We start from the raw sequence: 23505 nt of genomic DNA, 5'->3' as shown, positions 1-23505 counted from the left end.
TGTAAATAGCAACCTTTAGCAACTCTGCCCACTGTGCTATATTAATTCTTTTGCGTTTGAGTATTGTCATGTTTGAAAATTTAACTGACCGTTTAACCCGTGCCTTTAAGACCATCAGTGGCCAAGGACGTCTTACCGAAGATAATATCCATGATGCCTTACGAGAAATAAGGCTATCTTTGCTTGAAGCAGATGTTGCCTTCCCTGTGGTCAAAGAATTTATTGAGGAAGTCAAACAAAAAGCCTTAGGGCAAGAGGTTTCAGGTAATCTGAAACCTGATCAGGTTTTCGTCAAAATCGTTCACGATGAATTAGTTCACGTGCTAGGGGATACACGCGCTGAGTTAAATTTTAAAACTCAGCCCCCTGCGATCTTTTTAATGGCAGGTCTACAAGGCTCAGGGAAAACAACCAGTGCCGCGAAATTAGCCCGCTATCTAAAAGAAAGCGAAAATAAAAAAGTCATGCTCGTAAGTCTAGACGTTTATAGACCTGCCGCTATTGAACAGCTTCATTTACTCGCCACGCAATTAGATGTTGCTTTCTATCCAGCACAAGCACACGAGCAGCCTTTAGACATTGCTCAAAAGGCTTTGGAAAGCGCCAAAAAGCAATTTATTGATGTAATTATTTTCGATACTGCCGGCCGTTTACATATCGATGCAGAAATGATGGCTGAAATCAAAGCCTTACACAAAGCAGTGACTCCTGTAGAAACCCTGTTCGTTGTTGATAGTATGACAGGTCAAGATGCTGCTAATACTGCCAAGGCATTTCATGAAGCCCTTCCTCTTACTGGTGTTATCCTCACCAAAACGGACGGTGATGCTCGTGGCGGTGCTGCTCTCTCGGTTAAACATATCACTGGCCAACCCATTAAATTTTTAGGCAGTGGTGAAAAAATTGATGCTCTCGAACCCTTCCATCCCGACCGGATTGCTTCGCGCATCTTAGGCATGGGAGATATTCTTACCCTCATTGAAGAGGTTAAACGCAAGGCTGACAAAGAAACCAGTGAAAAGTTAGCCAAAAAGCTCAAAAAAGGCAAAGGCTTTGATTTAGAAGATTTTAAACAACAACTATTACAAATGAATAAGATGGGTGGCGTTGCTGGCATGATGAGCAAGTTACCTGGTATGGGTCAATTACCTCAGAAAGCAATAGGTCAAATCAACGACAAAGCGATGAATCAAACGATAGCTATCATCAATTCGATGACAGCCAAAGAGCGCCGCATTCCAAAGATCATTGTAGGCTCAAGGAAGAAACGGATTGCATTAGGCTCAGGTACACAGATCCAGGATGTGAACCGCTTGCTGAAACAATTTGAACAGATGCAAAAAATGATGAAAAAATTTACCAAGCCCGGTGGTATCAAACAAATGATGCGTGGCATGGGTGGAATGACAGGTCTAAAAGGTCTATTTCCCGAAGAATAAAGGAAATAATTGCCAATAATGACTTCCAATGCCGATTTAATTTTCGTACAATACACGGCATTTTTACGTAAACACTCTTAAAGTAGAGGACATAATGGTAGTTATACGTTTATCACGAGCTGGAGCAAAAAAGCGTCCATTTTACAATATGGTTGTCACTGATAGTCGCAAACGTCGCGATGGCAATTACATTGAGCGCATCGGCTATTTCAACCCTATAGCTCGCGGAGCAGAAGTTCGTTTGCATTTAGAAATGGATAAATTAACCTACTGGCAAAGTGTTGGTGCACAGCTTTCTGACCGAGTTCGAGCCTTGGTAAAAGAATATAAGAAAAGTGCTGAAGACACTAAGTAGTAAGTGAACGCCGTTAGTGATTGGGTTGTTATCGGTCGTTTTGGTCGCCCCCATGGGATAAAGGGATTAATCACGGTTCATTCTTTTACAGAACCTCGCGATAACATTCTACGTTATACTGATTGGCATGCTTATATAAACAAGCAATGGCAGCCTCTTAAGCTGTTGCAGGTGGAAATGAATGAAAAATCCATTCTGGCACAGCTTGAGGGTTATCATGAACGTGAGCAAGTAGCTGCTTTGACCAATGTTGAAATTGCAGTTAACCGCAAACAACTTCCTGCGTTAGAGGAAGGAGAGTACTACTGGCATGAGCTTATTGGCATGCAGGTAAAAAATCAACAAGACATATTGCTTGGCACGGTTAAAGAAATTATGCCCACCGGGACCAATGATGTTTTAGTTGTTGAAGGTAAAAAGCGGTATTTAATTCCGTATCTACCAGGTCAGTTTATTTTTGACATAAACCCCAGCCAGCATACTATTACTGTTGACTGGGATGTGGATTTTTAAATGATGCTACATTTGGGTGTAATAACCCTGATGCCCGAAATGTTTGAAGTGTTAAGACATGGTGTTGTCGGTCGGGCCATCGAACAAAGCTTAGCGAAAGTAGATTGTTGGAACCCACGGGAGTGGGCACCCAGGCCCTATCGTCAGGTTGATGACAAACCTTATGGAGGTGGTCCGGGCATGGTGATGATGTATGAACCCTTGCATGGGGCAATTAGTCATGCAAAGACTCAAATGCCTCCTTCTTGCAAAACGGTTTATTTGAGCCCGCAAGGTAAAATCATTCGCCAATCCGACCTAAATCAGGTAATAGCTAAAGACCAGTCCTTGCTCTTTATAGCAGGACGGTATGAAGGAATTGATGAAAGAATCATTCTTCATCATGTTGACGAAGAATGGTCCTTGGGAGATTTTGTGTTAAGTGGTGGTGAATTAGCGGCCATGGTATTTATTGACGCAATTATTCGTCTTTTACCTGGTAGCTTAGGGCATTCACGATCAGCTGCACAAGATTCTTTTATGAATGGTTTGCTGGATTACCCTCACTACACTCGACCAGCAACAATCAACGGTTTGGATGTTCCTTCCGTATTGTTAAAGGGTAATCATCGCGAGATTGAGCGTTGGCGCCGAAAGCAAAGTCTAGGTAAGACATGGCTTAAGCGCCCAGACTTATTAGACAGCATCGAGTTAAGTGACACCGATAAGCAATTACTTATCGAGTTTAAAAACGAACAGGGTAATTCCTGCTGAGGAATTCCAATTTGAGGAGTGACCATGAGTAATATCATTGACCAATTAAATACTGAGCAAATGCAAGGCAAAAATATTCCTGATTTTAGTCCTGGCGATACCATTTCAGTACAAGTAAAAGTAAAAGAAGGTGGACGCGAGCGTTTGCAAGCATTCGAAGGTATTGTCATTGCGAAAAGAAATCGTGGCTTAAATTCCGCTTTTACTGTACGCAAAATTTCCCACGGCGTCGGCGTTGAGCGTGTTTTCCAAACCTACAGCCCTGTTGTTGATAGTATTATTGTTAAACGTCGAGGGGATGTACGACGCGCAAAGCTATACTATTTACGCGATTTGGCTGGTCGTGCAGCACGTATTAAAGAAAAGTTAACCGCCGGTAAAAAAGAAGACTAAATGAACTCTATGCTCATTGTCACTGCATTCACCACACCTATCGGCTGGCTTGAAGTTACATACAATGAGCATTATGTCTTTGGTGCAAGCTTTACTGAGTCGCCCACCCAAAAGGGTGACCACAATTCACTTACATCCACTATTTCTAACGAACTTAAGCAATATTTTTACAACCCTCACCATCGTTTCCAACTCGCTTTAAAACCACAAGGCACTGCTTACCAACAGCAAGTTTGGAATGCTCTATTGGTTATACCTGTTGGACGTACAGTGACCTACGGTGAATTGGCAAATGTGTTGCAATCAAGTCCGCGCGCCATTGGTCAAGCATGTAAAAATAATCCTATTGCCTTGTTCATCCCTTGTCATCGGGTCGTAGGAAAACATGATCAAGGTGGCTATATGGGACATCCTGAAGCGCTATGCTATAAAATCAATTTACTTGCTCATGAGTGTCCAGTGTAACTGCCGCTTCTCCAAAGCATTAAAATTAAATAAGGCATCAGGTTATAAATACAGCAAGCACTAACCTAATTCTTCTGCTGCGGAGTCTGAGAAGGAGCATCTGTAGCATCAACTTTTGGCACAATATGATTCAGCATCTTAACAGAGAGAAGCTGAAATTTCTCCGCTGCTTTATCAAAGAACCAGGAGACAAACGGTTTATCAGACGAAGTTTTTGGCCGCATTTTATCTAAAAGCAGTTTTTCCCAATCTTTAGGATCCATTTCCTGAATCTTATTCACAAAGCTTGCTATCTTATTCTCGACCTCTTCTGTCATTATGGTTTTGTCACACAAATAATGGGTTAGAGAATTGATTACCCCAAGACGTACAGCAGTAAACCCATTATCATCCTTATCGTGATACTTCGCTAACTCCTCTACATAAGTCTGGAGAAGAAGTTGGCAATTAAAGACATGATTAATTTTCCTTCTAATTTCTCGTGCTTGACTCTCTAAACGAGAGAATCCTTGATTTAAGAATTTGTATTTCTCACTTAGTCCATCATTGTTTTTTGTAACATCAAAATTGACAGGACTTCGCTGCATCCAATCCAATATTTCGTCCCTATTATCTGCCATTTTGTGATTCATTGAGGTCGTTAAATAAAAAGGGATTAAATCGTTTTCGTAATAAACCATGCACTGAATGGCAGCACTACAAAGTATCGTAGCCTGATAAGCGACTTGCTCAATAAAAGGAGGCAAATGATCATAAAGAAGAATATATAGCAGCTGAATATGATGAAAATCCTCAGGAGAAAAGCCATGATGAATAAGCTCAAAAATGGCAAGTTGCAGAACGGTATCAGCATCGCCCTCACTAACATCGTACCATTCTACAAGGGAATTTACCCATTGCAGCGCTTGTAAATAATCCCCTTTTCTTAATGCGTCTAAATACTCTTCTGTGGTTGCATCCATAGCATCTCCTTGCCCTTAAAGAATTTCTATCAGACGACGATAATAATTAAAAGATATCATGGAGCGCTGGCATGAAAAAAATAATTATAGCCATAGTCTCACCCCTATTACTAAGCAATGCCTTCGCGAATTGCGATTTAACTCGATTTCGCTGGGAATGCGATCTCGGAGCTCGTGTTAAACCTTCCTCATCTGCCTATTCCCTGGTTTACTGCGGCAATACACGCGTCTATCTCACCCAAGCACAGTGGGAAACACTGGCGTGTTACCAAAGAGCTAATGTGAATATGGTATTAAAAGTAAACGGTGAATACATTGATAGTCCCTGTATTCCAGCAGAGCGCTTTTTATCATTCCCTTAGGGTCTGTTAAGACATTTCTACTACAGGGGCCGCCTAATTAGTTAGGCAAAGATGCTTCTTTTTAATCGTTCCTCTAAGAGGATTCCTCGTCTCGGGGTCCTGTCGCTGCAGGTATCCCACCGTGCTCGCAAGCTGCGCGCGGTAGGAGCCCTCCTTCCGCGCCACCCCTCGACCAAGATCGTTACCTGTCAAAATTAGGCGGGCCACTGCACTTGGTCAAATAGATCCCCAAAATGCGCTATCTTCTTTCCCCTGGACGTTGACCAAGCTCCTTTTTGGATAGATAGGATAGCATATAATCCAGCATTCTTACGCTCAGTACTCGTTTTAAAAAAACAAATAAATGGGCAGGAAAAGTAACTCGATACTTTGTTTTGGGGGCGTTTGACTCAATAGCATGAATCAATTTACTTATTACCACATCCGTTTTACGAGTAAAGATAGATTGATTTTTTTGCTGCTGGAATCCATTTAACATCACTTCGTATTGATCACGAAAATGACTTTTCTCATGATTAATCTTTTTTAATGAATGATTAATGACGTTGTCTCTAAAACGACTTTCAATAGGACCAGGCTCAATTGTTATAACTTGAATGCCAGAGGGTTTGAGTTCAAGACGCAATGTATCGCTCAACCCCTCCACTGCATATTTAGAAGCATTGTATGCACCCCGAAATGGCATGCTAACTACCCCAAGAATGGAACTAATGTTGATAATGCGTCCGTGTCCTTGCTTGCGCATAACAGGTATTGCCAATCGCGTTAGATCCATAAGACCAAAAACGTTGGTCTCGAACTGAGAGCGCAAGGCATCACGAGGTACATCTTCCAAAGCACCAGCCTGGCCATAGCCTGCATTATTAATCACAATATCCAAACGGCCTGAGGTTTTTTTAATGATGTCATAAAACGCCAAAGCAATGGAATGCGTGTCATCCATATTCATCTGTACCGCTTCAAGGCCTAAAGCTTTAAGTTTTTTGACATCACTTTCCTTGCGACATGCAGCGAAAACATGATGTCCGCGCTGTGCCAAAGCCAGTGCACCATCATAACCAATACCACTTGAACAACCGGTAATTAAAATAACTTTTGGTTTCATGTTTTGTTACCGTTTTATTGTGATAGGAATTATTATCTTAGCAAGAGATGGTATGATAAGCACCCATTCATACGATTCTGATTTTATGACGAAACATGAGCTTGAAATTGATGGTATTTTCATAGAAATACAGCGAAAAGCAATCAAAAATATGCATTTGCGGGTTTATCCTCCTAATGGACAAGTTAAGGTTAGTGCTCCTTTTAAATTTCACTTGGATGACATTCGTCAGCAACTTGAGGCACGACTCCCCTGGATTCATCAGCAACGAAAACGCTTAACAACTCATCAACCACAAACCTTTACTACCGATGAAACGCTCAATTTCATGGGACAACCCTTGCGTTTACTTGTGCACGAGACAACAAAACGCTCCCGCATTTTGGTTGACGGCGAATTTATACACCTTCAAATGAAAACCAACGGGACGATAAAAGAGAAACAACAGCTTTTGCAAAATTGGTATAGACAACAAATGAAAATCATACTACCTGACATGATAAAAAAATGGGAGAGCATTCTCAACGTAGCCGTAAATAGGTGGGGAATAAAAATAATGAAGACAAGGTGGGGTTCATGCAACATACGTTCGCGCCGAATTTGGCTAAACTTAAGTTTAATAACAAAACCGTTATCTTGTTTGGAGTATGTTTTAGTGCATGAAATGATTCATTTATTAGAAACCAATCATACGAAACGATTTTATGCATTAATGGACAAATTCTTGCCAGAGTGGAGGGTACAGCAAAGCCTCCTTAGCATGAGTTGAAATGTATCTCAAGTTACAGCACCCAAAATGGGTTACCACCTAGTGACCATTACTAGTCTATGATTTCTCAAAATTTTTCCCAAAATTCTTACTTTGTTTGAACCCTCATAACCCATGATGATTTTCATTTGATCATGAAGATTAATTTATATTATGATGCCATCTAATTTGTCAATGTAGTCAATCATTATGCCATTTAAGATCGATTTACTCACAAAACAAACCACCAAGATGTGGACTTTCAAAAAAACGGATGCCGCACTTGAGCTACAAGACTTATTAGATAAAGGGAATAGAAAAGGGTATATACAACGCCTGACTGAACTCACCGGGGATGAGACAAACCCACACCAGTTTATTAGAACGAGGGGTGAGGTGTACGAAATGTTCGATGAAGGCGAGACCGCAACGGTGCCAATCAAATTTGAAGTAAAGGGTCCAGTTATTACGTGGTTTTTTATTGCACCAACGGATAGAACTCATCAATCATTTCGTGATTTGGTATTTAATACGGCAGCTAAGGCCCACACCCATGTTAAGAACGCATGTGAAACCTATTATCGCGGTACGGATAGCCTTCATTTCAAGGAGATGCATCTTTATCCAGGAGAAGCACTGTTTAATCATAATCATTACCGCACAGCAGATAATAGCCCCATAACTCCTGTTGAAGTATACGAACATTTGCTTGCTTTTTGTGCACAAATGGAAGGAAAAATATTTATTCCCACTGCAGAGGAAAGAGACGGAATCATTTTAAAGTTCGCTATCTTTTGGGCTGACTACGATTTGGATATCAAATACGTCGCCTTTTCAGGTATAAAAGGAGAAGGTGGATTAGAGAAAATGCTCCTGCAACTTAAAGATATTGCAATCGCAGGAAAACTAACACCCGATCAGGCTGACAGACAATTAGATGAATTTTTTGCCTCTGAATATGGGAAAAGTATGTTCAAATTAGCAGAAGGATTTGGTTTTCCTGAGAACGATAAGAAAAAAGAGGACATAAAAAATTTTCTAAAGAAGAACTACCGCATCTTATATGCACAATTTGCTCCCAAATTAGAACAAGAGATTCTTCTAGACAAGGAACTCGAATCGCCAAAAACATTTCTCTCTTTCAGCTCTGGCTCCAGGAGATCTAGCCCTCGAGAAGAATATTGCAAATCACCTGATCAAATACTCGACGAGATAGATCTCATGGAATATGAGACATTCGCAGCGGATCTTACCAAGCATTGTCGTAGTATTAATAAACAGTTGTTACAGGATTTAGAATTTGAAGATTTCAGAAAGGGAATTTTGCTATACCACGCACTTCGTACTGCTCAGAAAGTAAAAAAACTAACCCCAGAAAAAGGATTGCGTTTTCATCCCGATCTCATTACGCATGAACTGATAGAAAAAATGGTTGAGGAATTGCCCTCACTCCAATTAGGATCAACTGAAGATAATATTGGACCGACATTGCTCAATCGCTTGCTAGAATGGGTCCAAAAAGCACCGCCCGCACTCGATGAATGGATAAAGAGGGTAAAAGTCAATGGTTCACGTGCCTTAGGTGCCGAGTTATCCCAAGTGCGACAAGAAAATGGGGCAGTCGATCTGAGACACGCAATTCCTCAAGGAGACAGAGGCAAGGACAGTAACATTGCTGAAATAGATTTGGACAATGTCGATTTACAGAAGATATTCCTTCCAGATGTTAAAACCCCCAGTACTGGCGAGTTAGAAGAGATTAGACAGTTAAAGGAACATTTATCAAAAGAAATGAAGAAAATCATTCAAAATCAAAGTTCAAAAAATCCATTCAGCAAAGAGGTATTTCAGTCTAAAATGGCAGTGATTGACACGGCGTTTGCCGTATTATCTGGGAAAGCCAACTTGTCTGCACTTAAATGCACCATTGAAAAAAATAAAGGATGGAATAGTGTGTCATTGCAATCGTCAATAAAAAGCTCATTGGAAAAGAGTATTGAAGATGTATTTAGCTTAGGTGCTAAACTTACACAGGAAAATAAAAACACCCACCAAGTTCAACGCACGTTAGCTTTTTATTAAAATAGTAAGGAGTTGTTGGCAATTCATTTATTCATAGAAAGCATTTTAAAAGGAAAAACTTATGAAATTGAAGTGCTTATATAGATATATTATTTATCCCTTCATAATTTTATTTAGCTATTATGAGATAGGATATACTGCAACTCTCCAGACATTACAGCCTGATCAATTGACTGTAGGAACCTATTTCACCAACCCACCTCTAGAATTCTTACAAAAGAATAAGCAAGTTGGTTTTGAAATTGATCTAATGAACGAAATTTCCAAGCGCCTTCATTTAAAGCCTATATATGTTAATACCTCGTGGGAAGTAATTATTCAGCAATTGGAGAATAATAAATATGATGTAATCATGGGGGGTATTACTATTACACCTGCTCGGGAAAAGATTGTACCTTATACCATACCTTATATGACAACGACATTAAGCATTTTAATTAATATTAAGAAGACACCAAACATTAAGTTCATGAATGATTTACAGAATCAAACGATAGGTGTCCAGTCAAAGACGACTGACTATGATATTGCTTTACAAATGCAAAAGTCTGGAAAAATAAAAGAGATAAAAATTTATCCTTTTGCAGATTTCAATGAAGCTATTCAAGATCTAATAACCGGAAAAGTTGGGGCTGTCATGAAAGTATTTCCTGTCGCTAATTATTATACCCAGCTACATCCTGAAATACGTATTCTTACAGCTGTACCCAATCATCCACAACCACTAGGGTTTGGTGTAAATCCGCGCAATAAGCTGCTATTGCAAGTACTGAATAAAACCTTAGAAGAAATCAAAGCAGATGGAACTTATAACAAATTTTACGAAAAATGGTTTACTCAATAAGAGGTTCAGCCGTGCTCTCCGAGCAGAAGTATATATAAGAGCAAAAAGGCTAACTTAGTTAGCCTTTTTATTTAAAAATAATATAATAAAAAGCCAAAACCATTGGTCTGTGAGTTTTAATGACAAAACAAAAGGATGAAAAATTACCGTCAACTATTGAGTTAACTGATAGCCAAGCTCCTTTAATATCTCAAAAAGATACATCAAATCCACAACACCATACTTGGTTATCCCTTCAAGGCGGCAGCTACAATCATGTCTGGAGATCAAATTTTGACTCACCTCAAGCTTTAGTGCCGGGCGAGTCATACCAAGGCCCATGGGTGCTTAAATACGCAATCCCCTCAAAAGATCCAGTATCTAATGCCATGAATAACAAACACAGAGCCGTTCGACTCTGGAATGAAATCAATCCTAAGCTACCCAAAGCTGGATTGTATAAAAGAGGTTGGGTCGCTCCTTATTTAGAGAACAGCAGACCTGCGACAGATGATGAAATTGCGCAAAAACTAGTAGAAATTTTCCGTGACACAAGAAGAATCACGGTTGATGCTGCAACCAAAGGTAATTTTATTACTTTAAAGGATACCGGAGAAGTTGTTTTAGTGGATATGGACTTGGCCCTTAAACGAAGAACTTCACTAGCTAGTATTGATTTTGCTAAAAATTTAAACACCCGCTTTGCTACTTATTGGATAGATCCCCAACTTCATCTCAGCATGCCCAAAACCCTTGAGGTTACTCGAAATTTACTTTATCTAGAAGATAGTTTAGATGATAATGAAATGGATATACTTTGCCAAGACAGCAAAATTTCGCTAAAAAATATCCAAGCATTGACATGGTTTCGAACCAATAAAGTAAAACTTACTTATAATCTATTTCATCAAATAAGCGTACTAAATGATTCTGATGTCCCACTTTCAGAAACGCTCCTCGAAGCACTGAGTGTTTATAGTCAAAAAAGTGTGATTGACCCCGAGATTGAGTCACCCAGGAAACGTGGTTTAAGATATGAATTTTTCTATCCAGAACCGAGAAAAAGGAACCATTTTGATGATGAGTTACCTGAGGCTCAGGCTAGATTAAGTTAATTATTAGAAACTGTAACGAGTAATGAAGTTATGGGTTATGCGCAACAAATTGTGGATGATATTTATGAACAGGGCTTTTACATTAGCGACAATTTCTTAAATCCTCATGATTTTCAAAATTTAGCAGCTACTGCTATGTCGTTATATAGTAACGAACAATTCAAAACAGCCAAAATTGGACGACAGCAAGCTGCAACATTGAATGGAGAAATCAGGCAAGATGAAATTTACTGGCTAGAGAGAAGTAAAGATCAAGCAATCAATACCTACCTCAACAAAATGGACGAGATTGCCAAAATACTTAATCATTCCTTATTCTTGGGGTTGTTCGATTTTGAATCTCATTTTGCGATTTACCAACCTGGTTCATTTTATAAAAAACACATTGATCAATTCACCAGTACCAATGATAGACGGATTTCTTGCGTATATTATTTAAATGAGACTTGGGAAGAGGCTTATGGTGGGGAACTAAAACTTTATGACAAAAATGAAAACTTACTGTCGAGCATCTTACCCGTGGGCAATCGCTTTATCTGTTTTCAGAGCGATCTCCCCCATGAGGTTTGTACCACCCAACAAACACGCTACAGCATTGCTGGATGGATGAAGGCCCGATCGTTGAAGTAAGGCGTAGAATGCGAAAAAACAATATCTCTATCTACCTTGCTGTGTTTTTGATCAGTTTTTCCACATTACTCTTGGAAATTACGCTGACAAAAATTCTGTCTGTAACGCTATGGTACCATTTTTCCTTTTTGGTCATTTCCTTAGCCATGTTTGGCATTGGTTTTGGTGGGTTGCTTGTCTATTTTTTAAAAGAACATTTTCAATGCAACATAAGCGCAAACTTGTGCGCTCTCTCTCTTGCCATGGCGATTAGCATCCCACTCAATTTACATACCACTCTCTCATATTCCTTACCAAACTCATTGAGCATTATCGAGATCCTTCGCATGCTATGGGTCTATCTAATATGTACCGCTCCTTTTGTACTGAGTAGTATGATTTTTTCTATCCTATTTTTAAATTGGACAGAGAAGGCTAGCTTGATTTATGGCGCCGATCTGCAAGGTGCAGCTATAGGATGCTTTGGTTGTATCATTTTAATTAGTTATTTTTCCGGCCCACAAGTCATTTTAATATCAAGTTTGACATGCATCCTAGCAGCCATCTTATTTGATTTTTCACAGATGCGAGTATTGTCGTTATTGCTTTTGCTATGCATAATCTTACTGCTTGCGTTCGGTAATTCCTTATTCAAGGTAACCCAAACAAAAAAATATTCAGAAAAGATCTTTCCGCCTATATTTGAAAAATGGTCCCCTCTTGCACGGATTACCGTATACCCCCAGATTTTTTTCCGCGGTGAAGGTGATGAACCCTTTGGTTGGGGAATGAGTAGCGTTTATAAACCAACCACTCGTTTTAAGCAATTGTGGATTGAGCAAGATGCCTCCGCAGGTACTCCCATTGTGCCTTTTGATGGTGATTACTCCAAGGTTGATTATCTGAAATATGATATTACCGCCTTACCTTATTACTTAAAGAAAAATGCCAAAGTCTTTATCTTAGGTACAGGGGGTGGTCGCGATGTTTTAACCGCTTTGCTCTTTGGAAATAAAGATATCACGGGTGTTGATATCCATCCTATCATTGTTGATTTGGTCAAAAATCGTTTTGCAGCATTCTCAGGGCATATTTTTAACCTTAACCATGTAAAAATTGTGGTAGCCGAAGGCAGGAGCTTTCTTGAGAACACCAAACAGCATTTTGATTTGATACAAATACCACTGATTGACAGCTGGGCAGCTACTGTCTCAGGTGCTTTTGCGATGACAGAAAATAGCCTATATACCCTGGAAGCTTTTGTTACCTATTTGCAACACCTAACAGCAAATGGCATTCTCAGTTTGACAAGATTTTATTACATCCCCGATACGCAAACTATAAAAGTTGCGATTCTTGCACGAGTCGCCTTAGAAAGGCTTGGTGTTTCTTCTCCGGAAAAACATATCATTGCTATTAGAAACACGACAAAAATGGGTGACCATGCGGTGGCAACCATCCTGGTCAAACGCAGCCCCTTCTCTTCAGAGGAGCTAAAGCAAATTAAGCAAATCGCGAAAAAGTTGGTATTCCCTATATTGTATCTGCCGAATAATCAACATAATGAGCCCTCATTTCAAACAGCCTTAACCACAAAAAATTTACACCAATTTCTGCAGCAATCTTATTTTGACCTTCGACCAAACAGCGACGATAGGCCCTTTTTCTTCCAAATGATGTATTTTTCAAAAATAACTGACTTATTCAAGATGAGGGATATAACAGGTCAATATATCAATTTTTTTGGTGTTGGTGTTCTATTTTGGCTGCTCATTTTGTCTGGCGTATTCATTTTATTGTTTTACTTTGCTCCTCTTCTTTTATCCCAAAGAAAACATACAATTTCACTATCCTGGGGAGTTTATTTTATCTTATTAGGCCTAGGCTTTATGTTGCTAGAAATACCATTTATACAACAGGGAGCAATCTATTTAGGAAGTCCTATTTATGGCTTATCTGTTAGTCTATTTAGCTTATTATTTTTTGGTGGTATTGGAAGTATATTCAGTACTCGTTATCAACATAGACAATTAATGAAATTACTTTTCGTGAGCTTAAGCGTTGTGGCTGTAATGGCCTTTTTGTTTCCCTTGGGTTTCTATCTCCTTAGAGAGTATACCTATGAGGCCTCATGGGTTATAAAATGCTTAGCGTTTGTTTTGCTATTATGCCCAACCGCCCTGGCTATGGGAGTAGCCTTACCCTCAGGATTGCGTTTAGCTCAACAAAAATTTGCGTCCAATATCCCTTGGTTTTGGGCATTAAACGGTGCGGCATCCGTTTTGGGATCCATCATTGCCATGGCCTTAGCGATTGCTTACGGCTACAGTGTTACTTTAATTTTAGGCGCAATAGCCTATTTCCTCGCCCTGATGGTTATATCAAATGATGCACAGCTAAATCGTAGCTGTTAGTTGTCCCAACTTATCTGTCAATTTCACGTTTTCTGAATAATCAACAGGACAATCAATTAATACAATTTCATTAGATGACAATGCCGCATTTAAAGTGGGCAACAGCTCCTTGGCCGATCGGATCGAATGGGCTTGAATGCCAAAACTTTGCGCATATTTCACAAAATCAGGATTAGTAAATGTGACATGAGAAGAGTGCCCAAACTCTAAATCTTGCTTCCATTCAATCAAGCCATAAGCGTCATCTCGCCAAATTAAGATAACAAAAGGAATTTTTTCGCGTTTTGCCGTTTCAATTTCTTGCGAATTCATCAGGAAAGAGCCATCTCCCATAACGGCAATTACTTTTTTATCGCGATGCACCAACTTAGCCGCAAGCGCCCCTGGAAGACTAAAGCCCATGGTTGCCAAACTATTAGAGATGATACAGGTATTCGAGTGATAGCAGGGGTATAACCGTGCCATCCACATCTTAAGAGCACCTGTATCACAAAGAACAATGTCTGACTCACCTGCAGCTTTTCGCAGATCCGAAATAATGCGCTGAGGTTTTAGCGGAAAGCTTTCATCCTGCTCGTGCTCACTAATCTCTTTTTCTGTCATCTTTCTTAGGGAACGAGTATGAGAAGCGAGGTGTTCACGTGGTTTAATTTCTTTAGCCAAGGCATCCAGGGCAGCAGTAATACTTCCTTCAATACCTACGGCTAATACGTAATTTGTATCGACTTCCGCCACTGAACCATGGATATGGATTATTTTCTTATCTCCTTTGGGGTTCCAAGATTTAGGAGAATACTCCACGAGGTCATAGCCCACGGTAATCACTACATCAGCCTCATCAAAGCCAAAATTGGTGTAGTCATGACGCATAAAACCTATTGTGCCAATGACTAAGGGATTATGCGATGAGACAACACCTTTTGCCATAAAGGTAGTAGCCACCGGTATTTTAGTTTGATTGACAAAGCGCGTAAGACCTTCTTCTGCTTCTTGCCGATAAATACCTGCCCCCGCCAAAATGATGGCATTTTTGGCATCATTAATATAATTAGCCGCTTTTTTGATTTGATCCTGGTTTGGCATGGTTAATTTGGGCGATTGTGGCTTTAAAGGGAGGGTGGATGGAGTCGGCTCTTTAGCTATATCTTCCGGAATAACTAAAGCCACAGCACCTGTTCGTTCGGCTTGCGCCAATTTGAAGGCTTTACGAACCAATTCAGGGGCCACTGATGGCAGGGAAATCATGGCACTCCATTTCGTCACGGGAGAAAATAAACGTACCAAATCAATGATTTGATGAGACTCCTTATTTAAACGATCGAGTGACGCTTGTGCCATAATGGCGACCAAGGGAGAGCTATCTAAATTCGCATCGGCTGTTCCTAATAAAAGATTAATGGCTCCGGGGCCTAATGTGGCCAAACAAACACCAGCTTTACCGGTTAAACGACCATAAATATCAGCCATGAAGGATGCAGCTTGTTCGTGTCGGGTTAGAATAAACCGGATTTTTTTGGAATGAGATAGTGCCTCAATAAAGTCAATGTTTTCTTCACCGGGCAAGCCAAATATATATTCGACACCTTCCTCTTCCAAACATTTGACAATTAATTCTGCAACCTTCTGCTCATTGAGTTTGTTCATAATATGCCATCCTAACATCCATCGTCCCTTTCTAACATTCTAGATGTTGTACCAGCTTTTACAACTTATTCCTTTTTCATATTTCGAATATACATCTTACTTAAACGCGTACCAAACCACCCCGTCACCCCTCGATAGAGATCGTAGGTAACTTAGAAATTAGACAAGATTCTTTATGGTGTTACTTTATCACTGTATAATGAAGTTTTATTTAAAAACCACCCCTATGTACGCTCTGGAAATTAAACAGTTACGTAAAATTTATGCTAATGGGGTTGAAGCCCTAAAAGGGATTGATTTACTTGTAAGACAAGGCGATTTCTTTGCTTTATTAGGTGCAAACGGAGCCGGGAAATCAACAACGATTGGCTTAATTACTACCCTCCTCACCAAAACATCAGGTAGTATTCATATTTGTGGACATGACCTGGAAGCGAGACCGGATTCGGCTAAATCTTGTTTAGGCTTGGTGCCACAAGAATTTAATCTCAATATTTTTGAATCTTGTGAACAAATCTTGATTAACCAAGCTGGTTACTATGGCATTAGGCGCAAAGAGGCGACCTCTCGCGCAAGAGCGCTACTGGAACAATTGGGTCTATGGGACAAAAGACGAGCCATTGTGCGTCATTTATCGGGCGGTATGAAGCGGCGTTTGATGATAGCTCGCGCTTTAATTCATCGCCCCAAAGTGTTAATTCTTGATGAGCCTACTGCCGGTGTAGACATTGAAATTCGTCGTACCATGTGGGATTTTTTAACACGTACAAATGAAGAGGGCACAACCATTATTCTAACCACTCACTATTTGGAGGAGGCTGAACAGCTTTGTAAGCATATTGCCATCATTGATCAAGGTCAAATTATAGAAAATACGTCGATGAAAAACCTGTTAAAAAACTTACGCCATCAAACATTTATCCTTAATACCATTAAACCAATCAACAAATTACCTGAGATGGAGGCCTTCGTTGCAACGTTAATTGATAACAATAGCTTTGAATTGCGAGTGGACAATCAATGGTCTTTGAATGACGTTTTTGCTGAATTGAGCAAGCATGGGCTAGAAATCTCCAGCATGCGAAATAAAACGAACCGCTTAGAAGAATTATTTCTGGATTTAATTAATCATGGCCATTAAAGAACAAGTCATTGCCCTCTACACGGTTGTACGCAGAGAATTGGTAAGGATGTTTCGTATCGCAAGTCAAGTGTTCTTACCACCTGTTATTACCACAGCCTTATATTTCCTCATTTTTGGTAACCTGATCGGTGAGCGTATTGGTCCAATCCAAGGCGCGACTTATACCCTATTCATAGCGCCTGGACTCATCATGATGTCTGTGATTACCAATGCTTACAGCAATGTTTCTACGTCTTTGTTTAGTACTCGTTTTCAAAAAAGCATTGAAGAAGTATTGATCAGTCCTATGCATGATAGTTTACTGCTCTTAGGCTATGTTTTGGGTGGCGTGCTTCGTGGACTGCTCGTAGCGATATTAGTCTTCTTAGTCTCGTGTTTCTTCCTAAGAATACATTTCACCAATTTACCATTGAGCTTACTCGTTGTTTTATTAGTGTCTGCCCTTTTTTCACTGGCAGGCTTCACTAACGCCATGATAGCCCGTAATTTTGATGATGTGATGATTATCCCAACATTTCTGTTAGCTCCTTTGACGTATTTAGGAGGAGTATTCTACGCAACAGATATGCTTTCGCCTTTTTGGCAAACCATCTCTCATTTAAATCCTGTTCTCTACATGGTTAATGCCTTACGTTATGCGATGATCGGCCAGCAGGAAGTAAGTATATCGGCTGCGATGATCATTATTTGCGCAATGGTTGTTCTACTGGCTTGGCTGAATATGGTTTTATTAAGAAAAGGTGTGGGGCTCCGAGATTAATGAATTATTTTAATTATTTAAAGGACGGACTCATGTTAAGAGGGAACGCTAGTTAATAAAATGTCAACTCAAGACAATGACTTAGTTAAATGTGTCGATAATGCCTTTTGGCAATTTTCTTTGCACGTTTATCAAAACCCCGATGTCAAAGAATGTTGTTTAAACCTACAAAATAGCACAGGAGTAAATGTGAATTTACTCCTGCTGTGCTGTTGGCTTTCTAGTTATACCGAAGCTATTGAACAGGCTGAGTTTATTGCAGCCTGTCGATTAGTTGAAGACTGGCATAAACAGGTTACAGAATCCTTACGCCAAGTCCGTCGATTTTTAAAAAACAAGCAATCAGAGTCTTGGGTCAATCTCTTCTACCATACAATATTGAATGCCGAAATAACGTCGGAGGCTTATCAACAGCAACTCCTCTTTTCTTACTTTAAACACAGAACCGCAGTGGACATGTCAGTAAATAAGAATTCGAGCATCATATCGCAGACACAGTCCTCTGCTGCAATAGAGTTGCGAAAGAAGTCTAATGAAGAAATAGCGCTCGGTTATCTACACTGGCTATTGAACGATATGGATATAGAAATAAATAGCCAGCTTAACAGGCAGCTCGTCGATTTCGTGAAAAATACACTTCGTTCGTGCCACTGTACTAGTTCTTTTATTAAATAACTTATTGACTACCATGATCACAAATCATACCATTTGGACAATTATGATCTTTATGGTGAAATAATGCCTAAAAATACCCTTTACAACTTTCTTGAGCATTGTGTTTATAAAAACAAAAAACTTCATATGGGTAATGATGTTTATCTTATAAAAGCACAGGATAAGACAAAACACCCTTATTTTCGTTTTGATTTACCCATTAAACACCCCATTTCCTTCAAACTTAACGAATTGGAATTAAATTTAGCAAAACACCACATTAGTGTTTATAAGGGTGAAACCTCAGCTAACCCTTCACTAAGCCAATTTCATTATTCTGGTTATTTTAGGGATAAAAATAACCAAGAATATGTGCTACATGTATATTTTAATGACAGAAACCAGTTAACCCAATCACCAATACTTGCCAAAGTGATTAATAATGATGAAAAAACTTCTATAGAAATAGAGGAAGAGTTATCCGATCAATTGATTACTTTAGCAAAAGAGAAAGTCGATCCTATTATCTCTGAGATGCAGCGAAGAAAAAGTGAAAAAATTAAGCAATTAAAAAACCAATATGAGAAAGATGAGCGTCTTGCGTCAGAACTATCAGCAGATTTAAAAGCAAAAAAATCAGAGTACAATAGTATCGTTCAACGCATGATAAAAGTGCTTAAAGAGTTGAACCCATTATTCAAACATGATTCTTATATTAAAATTGCTAAATGGCTTGAATCAACGCCTCAGCTACCACAAGCGTCTAATCATGCTCAAACCAAACATTCAGTACCTGAAACAAAAGAAGCTGAACCACCAAAACAAAAACGCGAGCCAACACGACATAAAACCACAAAAAGGCCATCTAAATCTAAAGTCAAAACATCCTCGAACTTTGAAGCCGACTTGCTAGAAGCTATTGCAAAATTTAACATTCTAGAAAAAGATGACATTAAAGCTGCTAGCGAAATTTGTGATTTATATGCATACGTAAATTCCATTTCGCTTTTAAGTGATAACAATACTGAACTTCCTAAAGGATTTATTGCTAACGTTAATAAATTACAGTTACAAATCGACCACAGAGGTACGTATTTATTGCTTAGCTTACTAACACAAAGACAATTTGAATCTGCAAAGACCCTTTCTCCTTTTCATTATAAGTTAGATGAGAAACTAATTGTTCAGGCCCTTGAACAGGCAGATGCAGAATTGTTGGATTTTTTGTTGAGTTATGGTGAGTATACCCTCGATAATCAACCCATAAGAATAGATGGACAAACTTATAAATCTGCAGTTCACTATTGTTTTAGCACCTGTCAAAAAAAATCAATGGCTCCTTGTTTATCTGTCTTGATTCGCCATGGGGCTTCCATTTTAGTTAAAGGAACAAATGATTTACCAATAGCTCATACAATTCTTTCGACGCCAAAACATCCATTGCTCCCAGCATTAGAAGAAAATAAATCCTCAACGTTACAATCCAGATATTTTTACACTCAATTAGCCAATTTAATGCAAAATTTTCTGGATACTCATGACGTTGATGAAGAAAGAAAGAAGGCGTTAACTAAGCATATTGAGTCTTATCGTAATACAGCCACTTCATTAATTTTATCCAGAGAGCTTGATAATGGACGAGGAAAAGCTCTTCGTGAGCAAATCGGCCAATTTGAACAGGAAATTAAACATCGATCAGGTGTAGAAAATTTACTCGAGGAAGAAGGCTTTCAGCAAGCAATAAATTCTTTGTTTAGCGAAGCACTACGCAGCTCTAAAAAAGCGAGCCATACGCGAAGGATTAATCGAATTTTTAAAGAAGCTACCAAATTTGTCCAAGACGGCAAGGTTGATACCTGGGATAGTGAAAAAAACGAAGAATTAACTAAACTATTTGGTATAAAACCTAGCTAAAGTTAGGTTACGCTTGCTAATATACAACACCTATCCGTCCACAACAAAACCGCGTTTAGCCTAAGACTTGACCCGTATTTTGTGCCATCATGTCAATTAAAAAATATCCCTCTAAACTTGAAAAGAGAATGTATTTTTAGACGCTATAAACTTTAAAAAAGGTGCTTGATGAATATTACGGAGATTCATATTGCGCAATTAACTATTCCATTAATTCGCCCATTCATAACTGCCGTAAGACGTACCGGATGCGTTGAGGATGTGGTGGTAATGATTAAAACGGATAGCGGCAATCTGGGTTATGGTTCAGCAGCCTCAACTCCAGCCATCACTGGAGACAGTACGGAATCTATTGTTACTGCAATTAAAACCATTATTGGTCCACAGTTAATTGGACGAAGTATTTCTGAATTGAATTTATTACTCCAAATGAATAATCAGGCCATAGTAGGAAATACTTCTGCAAAAGCTGCCATTGATATCGCATTGCATGATTTATTTGCCCAATATTGTGGCTTACCTCTTTATAAATTGCTGGGAGGTAATACGAACAGTATTAGCTCGTGTATTACTTTAAGCGTCAAAGAGATTGACGCTATGGTGCAGGATGCTATTGAGCTAGTCAATCAAGGGCACCAAACAATAAAAATAAAATTAGGAGTAAATCCAATTGAAGACATTAAGCGTGTCCATGCTATTCGTCAAGCTGTAGGCAATTCTATTACTTTACTTGTAGATGCCAATCAAGGTTGGTCTTATGAAAGTGCCTTAAAGGTTATTGATTCATTGAAACAACAGCATTTGAACATCGCTTTGGTCGAACAACCTATTAGTGCTCAAGATCTACAGCACTTAAAGGCTATTAGCGAAAAGGTTGACTGTCTTATCATTGCAGATGAGGCTTGTTTTTCCCCTGAAGATACTCTGAATATTGCCAAAATTAATGCTTGTGATGGGGTCAATATTAAGTTGATGAAATCGGGTGGCATTGAGAATGCTCAAGCGATTTATAATATTGCTAAAACAGCACAAATGAAAATAATGGTCGGGTGTATGCTGGAATCACCCATTGGAGTTGCTGCTATAGCCAGTTTTGCTTTAAGTAAGCCTGATATCTTGTATGCGGACCTTGATCCTATTTATTTGATTCGTGACAATTATATTCTGGGCGGCGCACAACGTATCGGCAATAAAATTATTTTGTCAGACAAACCTGGTTTAGGAATTGAAGGTATTACCCAAGGATTAAATCAGATTGGAGTGATCCATTAATGTCTTTTTACATTCAGTTAGCCAGTTTATCCATTATTGTTCTTTATGCCGTGATGTTATTTCGCAATGTTGACCCTTTAGTAGCAACTGCACTCTGTGTTGGACTGGGCTATTTGTGGAATCTAAGCAATCCAATTGACATCGGAAATTCTATGGCTAATGCTTTAGGCTCATTCATGGCCCTAGTTGGTTTTATTATCATGCTAGGGCATGGCTTAGGCGAGATCTTAACGCATACTCAGGTCAGTCATACCTTGGTGCACCAAATTGTTTATGGGATTGGGATTAATACTCAACGACGCGCTAAAATTGGTATTGTGCTTTCATCTTTTATCATTGTAGGTTTGCTTGGCACCTTGGCTGGAGGATTAGCTATTTTAGCACCCAGTTTACGCCCTATTGCAGGTTCTGTTGGACTATCACGCCCCAGTTTGGCTGTATTAATGCAGGCTTCAGCTGAAGAGGCCTTAATTCTTGGACCTTTTGCCCCTCCAGTGGTGGCTTTACTGGGCGTTACAGGACTAAGTTATGAGGCCGTACTTCTTTATGCATCTCTTCCAGTGGCCCTGGTGACTTTAATTACCACATGGGTTATGGCTAACCGATTACAACGACAGTATGCGAATGAATCTTGCGAAGACGAGGACACCTCAGAGCCATTTGCTCCCAATAAACAACAAAAGCGCACCACTTTACTCTTTTTGATCTCCTTTGTGGCTTGTGTAGCCTATGGATTATTTGCTCAGGCAAAAACTACTTATGTTATTTTTGTCATGTTATTTCTAGCGCTTATTACTGGATTGGCGCATAAATTAAGCTTAAATCAAATTTTTAAATTGTTCGTTGAGGGAATGCGAAAAAGCCTGCATATCTTCTTTTTGTTTATTTTATTTGATCCTTTTATGGTTTTAATTCATCAAGCGGGAGGATTTAATGCACTAACAAAACTATTAACCCCATTAATTAATTTAGGTGGAAAACCTGTATTATCGATGTTAATTGGGTTCACTGGAGCTTTTGGCATGCCAGGCGCTGCTGAAGCAACCATTAAAATGCTGCATCAGCTCTTTTTACCTAGTGTGCTTCAGATGCAATTGCCCATGATAACTTTTGCTTTGTGCATGATCTTCGCGACCCGTGTTACTAATTATGCCTATCCTGGTGCTAATATGTTTGCTGCAATGGGTTTTGCTGGAAGCGAGAATGTCAAAGCAATGATACAAAACGGACTAACCGTGACTGTGGTACAAGTCTTATTTCTAATTGTATATAGTTTATTCCTATAATTCTGAGTGTTTACAAGTATAATGGTTGAGATCTTGCCTTTTGCCTATTAATTTAAAAAAGCAAAAGGCAAGGCCTCTCGTTTAAGATCATTACCCATCAGATTAGGTTATCACTGCACGATACTCTTGAAGAAATCGAGCCATTATCTCGATTGAGGAATTTTCAGATACGGAAAATCCATTTGCAGAATTTGTAAGGTTTTGTTCAGTAAAGCCTTGCTTTTCAGAATCAAAACAACGGTATCATCTCCGGCAATACTCCCAAGAATCCCTGAGGTATTTTCCTGATGAAAAGAATAACTAACGTATCTTTTATCAAAATATAGGGCCAGGCTACTCGCATTTCCTGGGTGAGTATGTAAGACGATTAAACCGGAATCAGAAACTTGTAAGTTAAGGATGAGGGGCAGATTCGGGGTCGAAAAGTCAACTACCCTATATACGCCAGCTACCTTCGCAATGTTTAATTTCTTAAGTTTACGAGATAAAGTAGCCTGAGGGATATCATAGCCTCGTTCTTTAAGGCAATTTTGTAAGTCAATTTGTTCAGTAATCTCCTGCGTATGTACAATGCTTAAAATATGAGCATCAAGGTCTCTATCGTAAGACATGCTTTCTCCATTATGAATTCAAAATCATTTTTATGAAATTATATCCATTAGTTGTTGACAACACAACAAAGACTAAGTATAG

At 39.2% G+C, this 23505-nt stretch carries 23 protein-coding genes; 19 read left to right on the top strand and 4 right to left on the bottom strand.

All coding sequences use genetic code 11. The annotated features are described in order from the left end of the window. Positions 1 to 68 precede the first annotated feature (68 nt). The 6 genes from ffh to CKV79_RS01690 all read left to right on the top strand — a co-directional run bounded on the left by ffh (position 69) and on the right by CKV79_RS01690 (position 3918). A complete protein-coding gene (ffh, locus tag CKV79_RS01715) occupies positions 69 to 1439 on the top strand; it encodes a signal recognition particle protein (protein WP_028373775.1) in 1371 nt (456 codons plus the stop codon). A 94-nt stretch (positions 1440 to 1533) separates the two neighbouring features. Further along, entirely contained in the window at positions 1534 to 1794 is a 261-nt protein-coding gene (gene rpsP / locus CKV79_RS01710) for a 30S ribosomal protein S16 (protein ID WP_028373776.1), read from the top strand. A gap of 3 nt (positions 1795 to 1797) precedes the next feature. Then, complete coding sequence (gene rimM / locus CKV79_RS01705) at positions 1798 to 2307, top strand: ribosome maturation factor RimM (protein WP_028373777.1); 510 nt, start codon at positions 1798 to 1800, stop codon at positions 2305 to 2307. After that, positions 2308 to 3060, top strand: coding sequence for a tRNA (guanosine(37)-N1)-methyltransferase TrmD (trmD, locus tag CKV79_RS01700; protein ID WP_028373778.1), 753 nt, complete (start codon positions 2308 to 2310; stop codon positions 3058 to 3060). Between the two features lie 24 nt (positions 3061 to 3084). Then, the gene (rplS, locus tag CKV79_RS01695; RefSeq protein ID WP_028373779.1) at positions 3085 to 3453 is read left to right on the top strand and encodes a 50S ribosomal protein L19; all 369 of its coding nucleotides are present in this window, start codon (positions 3085 to 3087) and stop codon (positions 3451 to 3453) included. A 9-nt stretch (positions 3454 to 3462) separates the two neighbouring features. Continuing rightward, entirely contained in the window at positions 3463 to 3918 is a 456-nt protein-coding gene (locus CKV79_RS01690) for a methylated-DNA--[protein]-cysteine S-methyltransferase (protein ID WP_028373780.1), read from the top strand. Between the two features lie 65 nt (positions 3919 to 3983). On the opposite strand, the gene CKV79_RS01685 is transcribed toward CKV79_RS01690, so the two are convergent. After that, entirely contained in the window at positions 3984 to 4880 is an 897-nt protein-coding gene (locus CKV79_RS01685; RefSeq protein WP_028373781.1) for a helical bundle domain-containing protein, read from the bottom strand. 71 nt (positions 4881 to 4951) lie between these two features. Here CKV79_RS01685 and CKV79_RS01680 point away from each other — a divergent pair, with 71 nt between their 5' ends. Further along, positions 4952 to 5242 carry a hypothetical protein gene (locus tag CKV79_RS01680; RefSeq protein ID WP_028373782.1) on the top strand — a complete coding sequence of 97 codons (291 nt, stop codon included), beginning with the start codon at positions 4952 to 4954 and terminating at the stop codon, positions 5240 to 5242. Between the two features lie 238 nt (positions 5243 to 5480). Here CKV79_RS01680 and CKV79_RS01675 read toward each other — a convergent pair whose 3' ends face one another. After that, on the bottom strand, positions 5481 to 6347 hold the full coding sequence (locus tag CKV79_RS01675) for an SDR family NAD(P)-dependent oxidoreductase (protein ID WP_028373783.1): 867 nt from the start codon (positions 6345 to 6347) through the stop codon (positions 5481 to 5483). A gap of 52 nt (positions 6348 to 6399) precedes the next feature. Between CKV79_RS01675 and CKV79_RS01670 the strand changes: the two genes are divergently transcribed. From CKV79_RS01670 to CKV79_RS01645, 6 genes are all read left to right on the top strand, one after another. After that, entirely contained in the window at positions 6400 to 7116 is a 717-nt protein-coding gene (locus tag CKV79_RS01670) for a M48 family metallopeptidase (protein ID WP_231950169.1), read from the top strand. Between the two features lie 189 nt (positions 7117 to 7305). After that, positions 7306 to 9177: a hypothetical protein gene (locus CKV79_RS01665; protein WP_028373785.1), complete on the top strand. Its 1872-nt coding sequence runs from the start codon at positions 7306 to 7308 to the stop codon at positions 9175 to 9177. 61 nt (positions 9178 to 9238) lie between these two features. After that, on the top strand, positions 9239 to 10021 hold the full coding sequence (locus CKV79_RS01660; RefSeq protein WP_051546207.1) for an ABC transporter substrate-binding protein: 783 nt from the start codon (positions 9239 to 9241) through the stop codon (positions 10019 to 10021). A gap of 119 nt (positions 10022 to 10140) precedes the next feature. Continuing rightward, on the top strand, positions 10141 to 11115 hold the full coding sequence (locus tag CKV79_RS01655) for a hypothetical protein (RefSeq protein ID WP_028373786.1): 975 nt from the start codon (positions 10141 to 10143) through the stop codon (positions 11113 to 11115). Between the two features lie 30 nt (positions 11116 to 11145). After that, positions 11146 to 11745 (top strand): 2OG-Fe(II) oxygenase, encoded by a 600-nt coding sequence (locus CKV79_RS01650; RefSeq protein ID WP_028373787.1) that lies wholly within the window; start codon positions 11146 to 11148, stop codon positions 11743 to 11745. A gap of 8 nt (positions 11746 to 11753) precedes the next feature. Then, the gene (locus tag CKV79_RS01645) at positions 11754 to 14138 is read left to right on the top strand and encodes a spermine/spermidine synthase domain-containing protein (RefSeq protein WP_028373788.1); all 2385 of its coding nucleotides are present in this window, start codon (positions 11754 to 11756) and stop codon (positions 14136 to 14138) included. On the opposite strand, the gene CKV79_RS01640 is transcribed toward CKV79_RS01645, so the two are convergent. Further along, positions 14121 to 15782 (bottom strand): acetolactate synthase large subunit, encoded by a 1662-nt coding sequence (locus tag CKV79_RS01640; protein ID WP_028373789.1) that lies wholly within the window; start codon positions 15780 to 15782, stop codon positions 14121 to 14123. The genes CKV79_RS01645 and CKV79_RS01640 overlap by 18 nt on opposite strands. 226 nt (positions 15783 to 16008) lie before the next feature. Here CKV79_RS01640 and CKV79_RS01635 point away from each other — a divergent pair, with 226 nt between their 5' ends. From CKV79_RS01635 to CKV79_RS01610, 6 genes are all read left to right on the top strand, one after another. Next, on the top strand, positions 16009 to 16923 hold the full coding sequence (locus CKV79_RS01635) for an ABC transporter ATP-binding protein (RefSeq protein ID WP_028373790.1): 915 nt from the start codon (positions 16009 to 16011) through the stop codon (positions 16921 to 16923). Beyond that, positions 16913 to 17686 (top strand): ABC transporter permease, encoded by a 774-nt coding sequence (locus CKV79_RS01630; protein WP_028373791.1) that lies wholly within the window; start codon positions 16913 to 16915, stop codon positions 17684 to 17686. Before CKV79_RS01635 ends, CKV79_RS01630 begins: the two co-directional genes overlap by 11 nt. 60 nt (positions 17687 to 17746) lie before the next feature. Continuing rightward, the gene (locus CKV79_RS01625; protein WP_051546208.1) at positions 17747 to 18361 is read left to right on the top strand and encodes a TIGR02444 family protein; all 615 of its coding nucleotides are present in this window, start codon (positions 17747 to 17749) and stop codon (positions 18359 to 18361) included. 63 nt (positions 18362 to 18424) lie between these two features. Next, positions 18425 to 20254 (top strand): hypothetical protein, encoded by a 1830-nt coding sequence (locus CKV79_RS01620; protein WP_028373792.1) that lies wholly within the window; start codon positions 18425 to 18427, stop codon positions 20252 to 20254. A 168-nt stretch (positions 20255 to 20422) separates the two neighbouring features. Next, the gene (locus tag CKV79_RS01615; protein ID WP_028373793.1) at positions 20423 to 21526 is read left to right on the top strand and encodes a dipeptide epimerase; all 1104 of its coding nucleotides are present in this window, start codon (positions 20423 to 20425) and stop codon (positions 21524 to 21526) included. After that, complete coding sequence (locus CKV79_RS01610; RefSeq protein WP_028373794.1) at positions 21526 to 22812, top strand: TRAP transporter large permease subunit; 1287 nt, start codon at positions 21526 to 21528, stop codon at positions 22810 to 22812. Before CKV79_RS01615 ends, CKV79_RS01610 begins: the two co-directional genes overlap by 1 nt. A 143-nt stretch (positions 22813 to 22955) precedes the next feature. Here CKV79_RS01610 and CKV79_RS01605 read toward each other — a convergent pair whose 3' ends face one another. After that, positions 22956 to 23423, bottom strand: coding sequence for an arginine repressor (locus CKV79_RS01605; protein ID WP_028373795.1), 468 nt, complete (start codon positions 23421 to 23423; stop codon positions 22956 to 22958). Positions 23424 to 23505: the final 82 nt, after the last annotated feature.

It is taken from the genome of Legionella lansingensis (assembly GCF_900187355.1).
Lineage (GTDB): Bacteria > Pseudomonadota > Gammaproteobacteria > Legionellales > Legionellaceae > Tatlockia > Tatlockia lansingensis.
The sequence above is the reverse complement of the archived record's forward strand: the minus strand, read 5'-3'. Positions and strand labels throughout refer to the sequence as shown.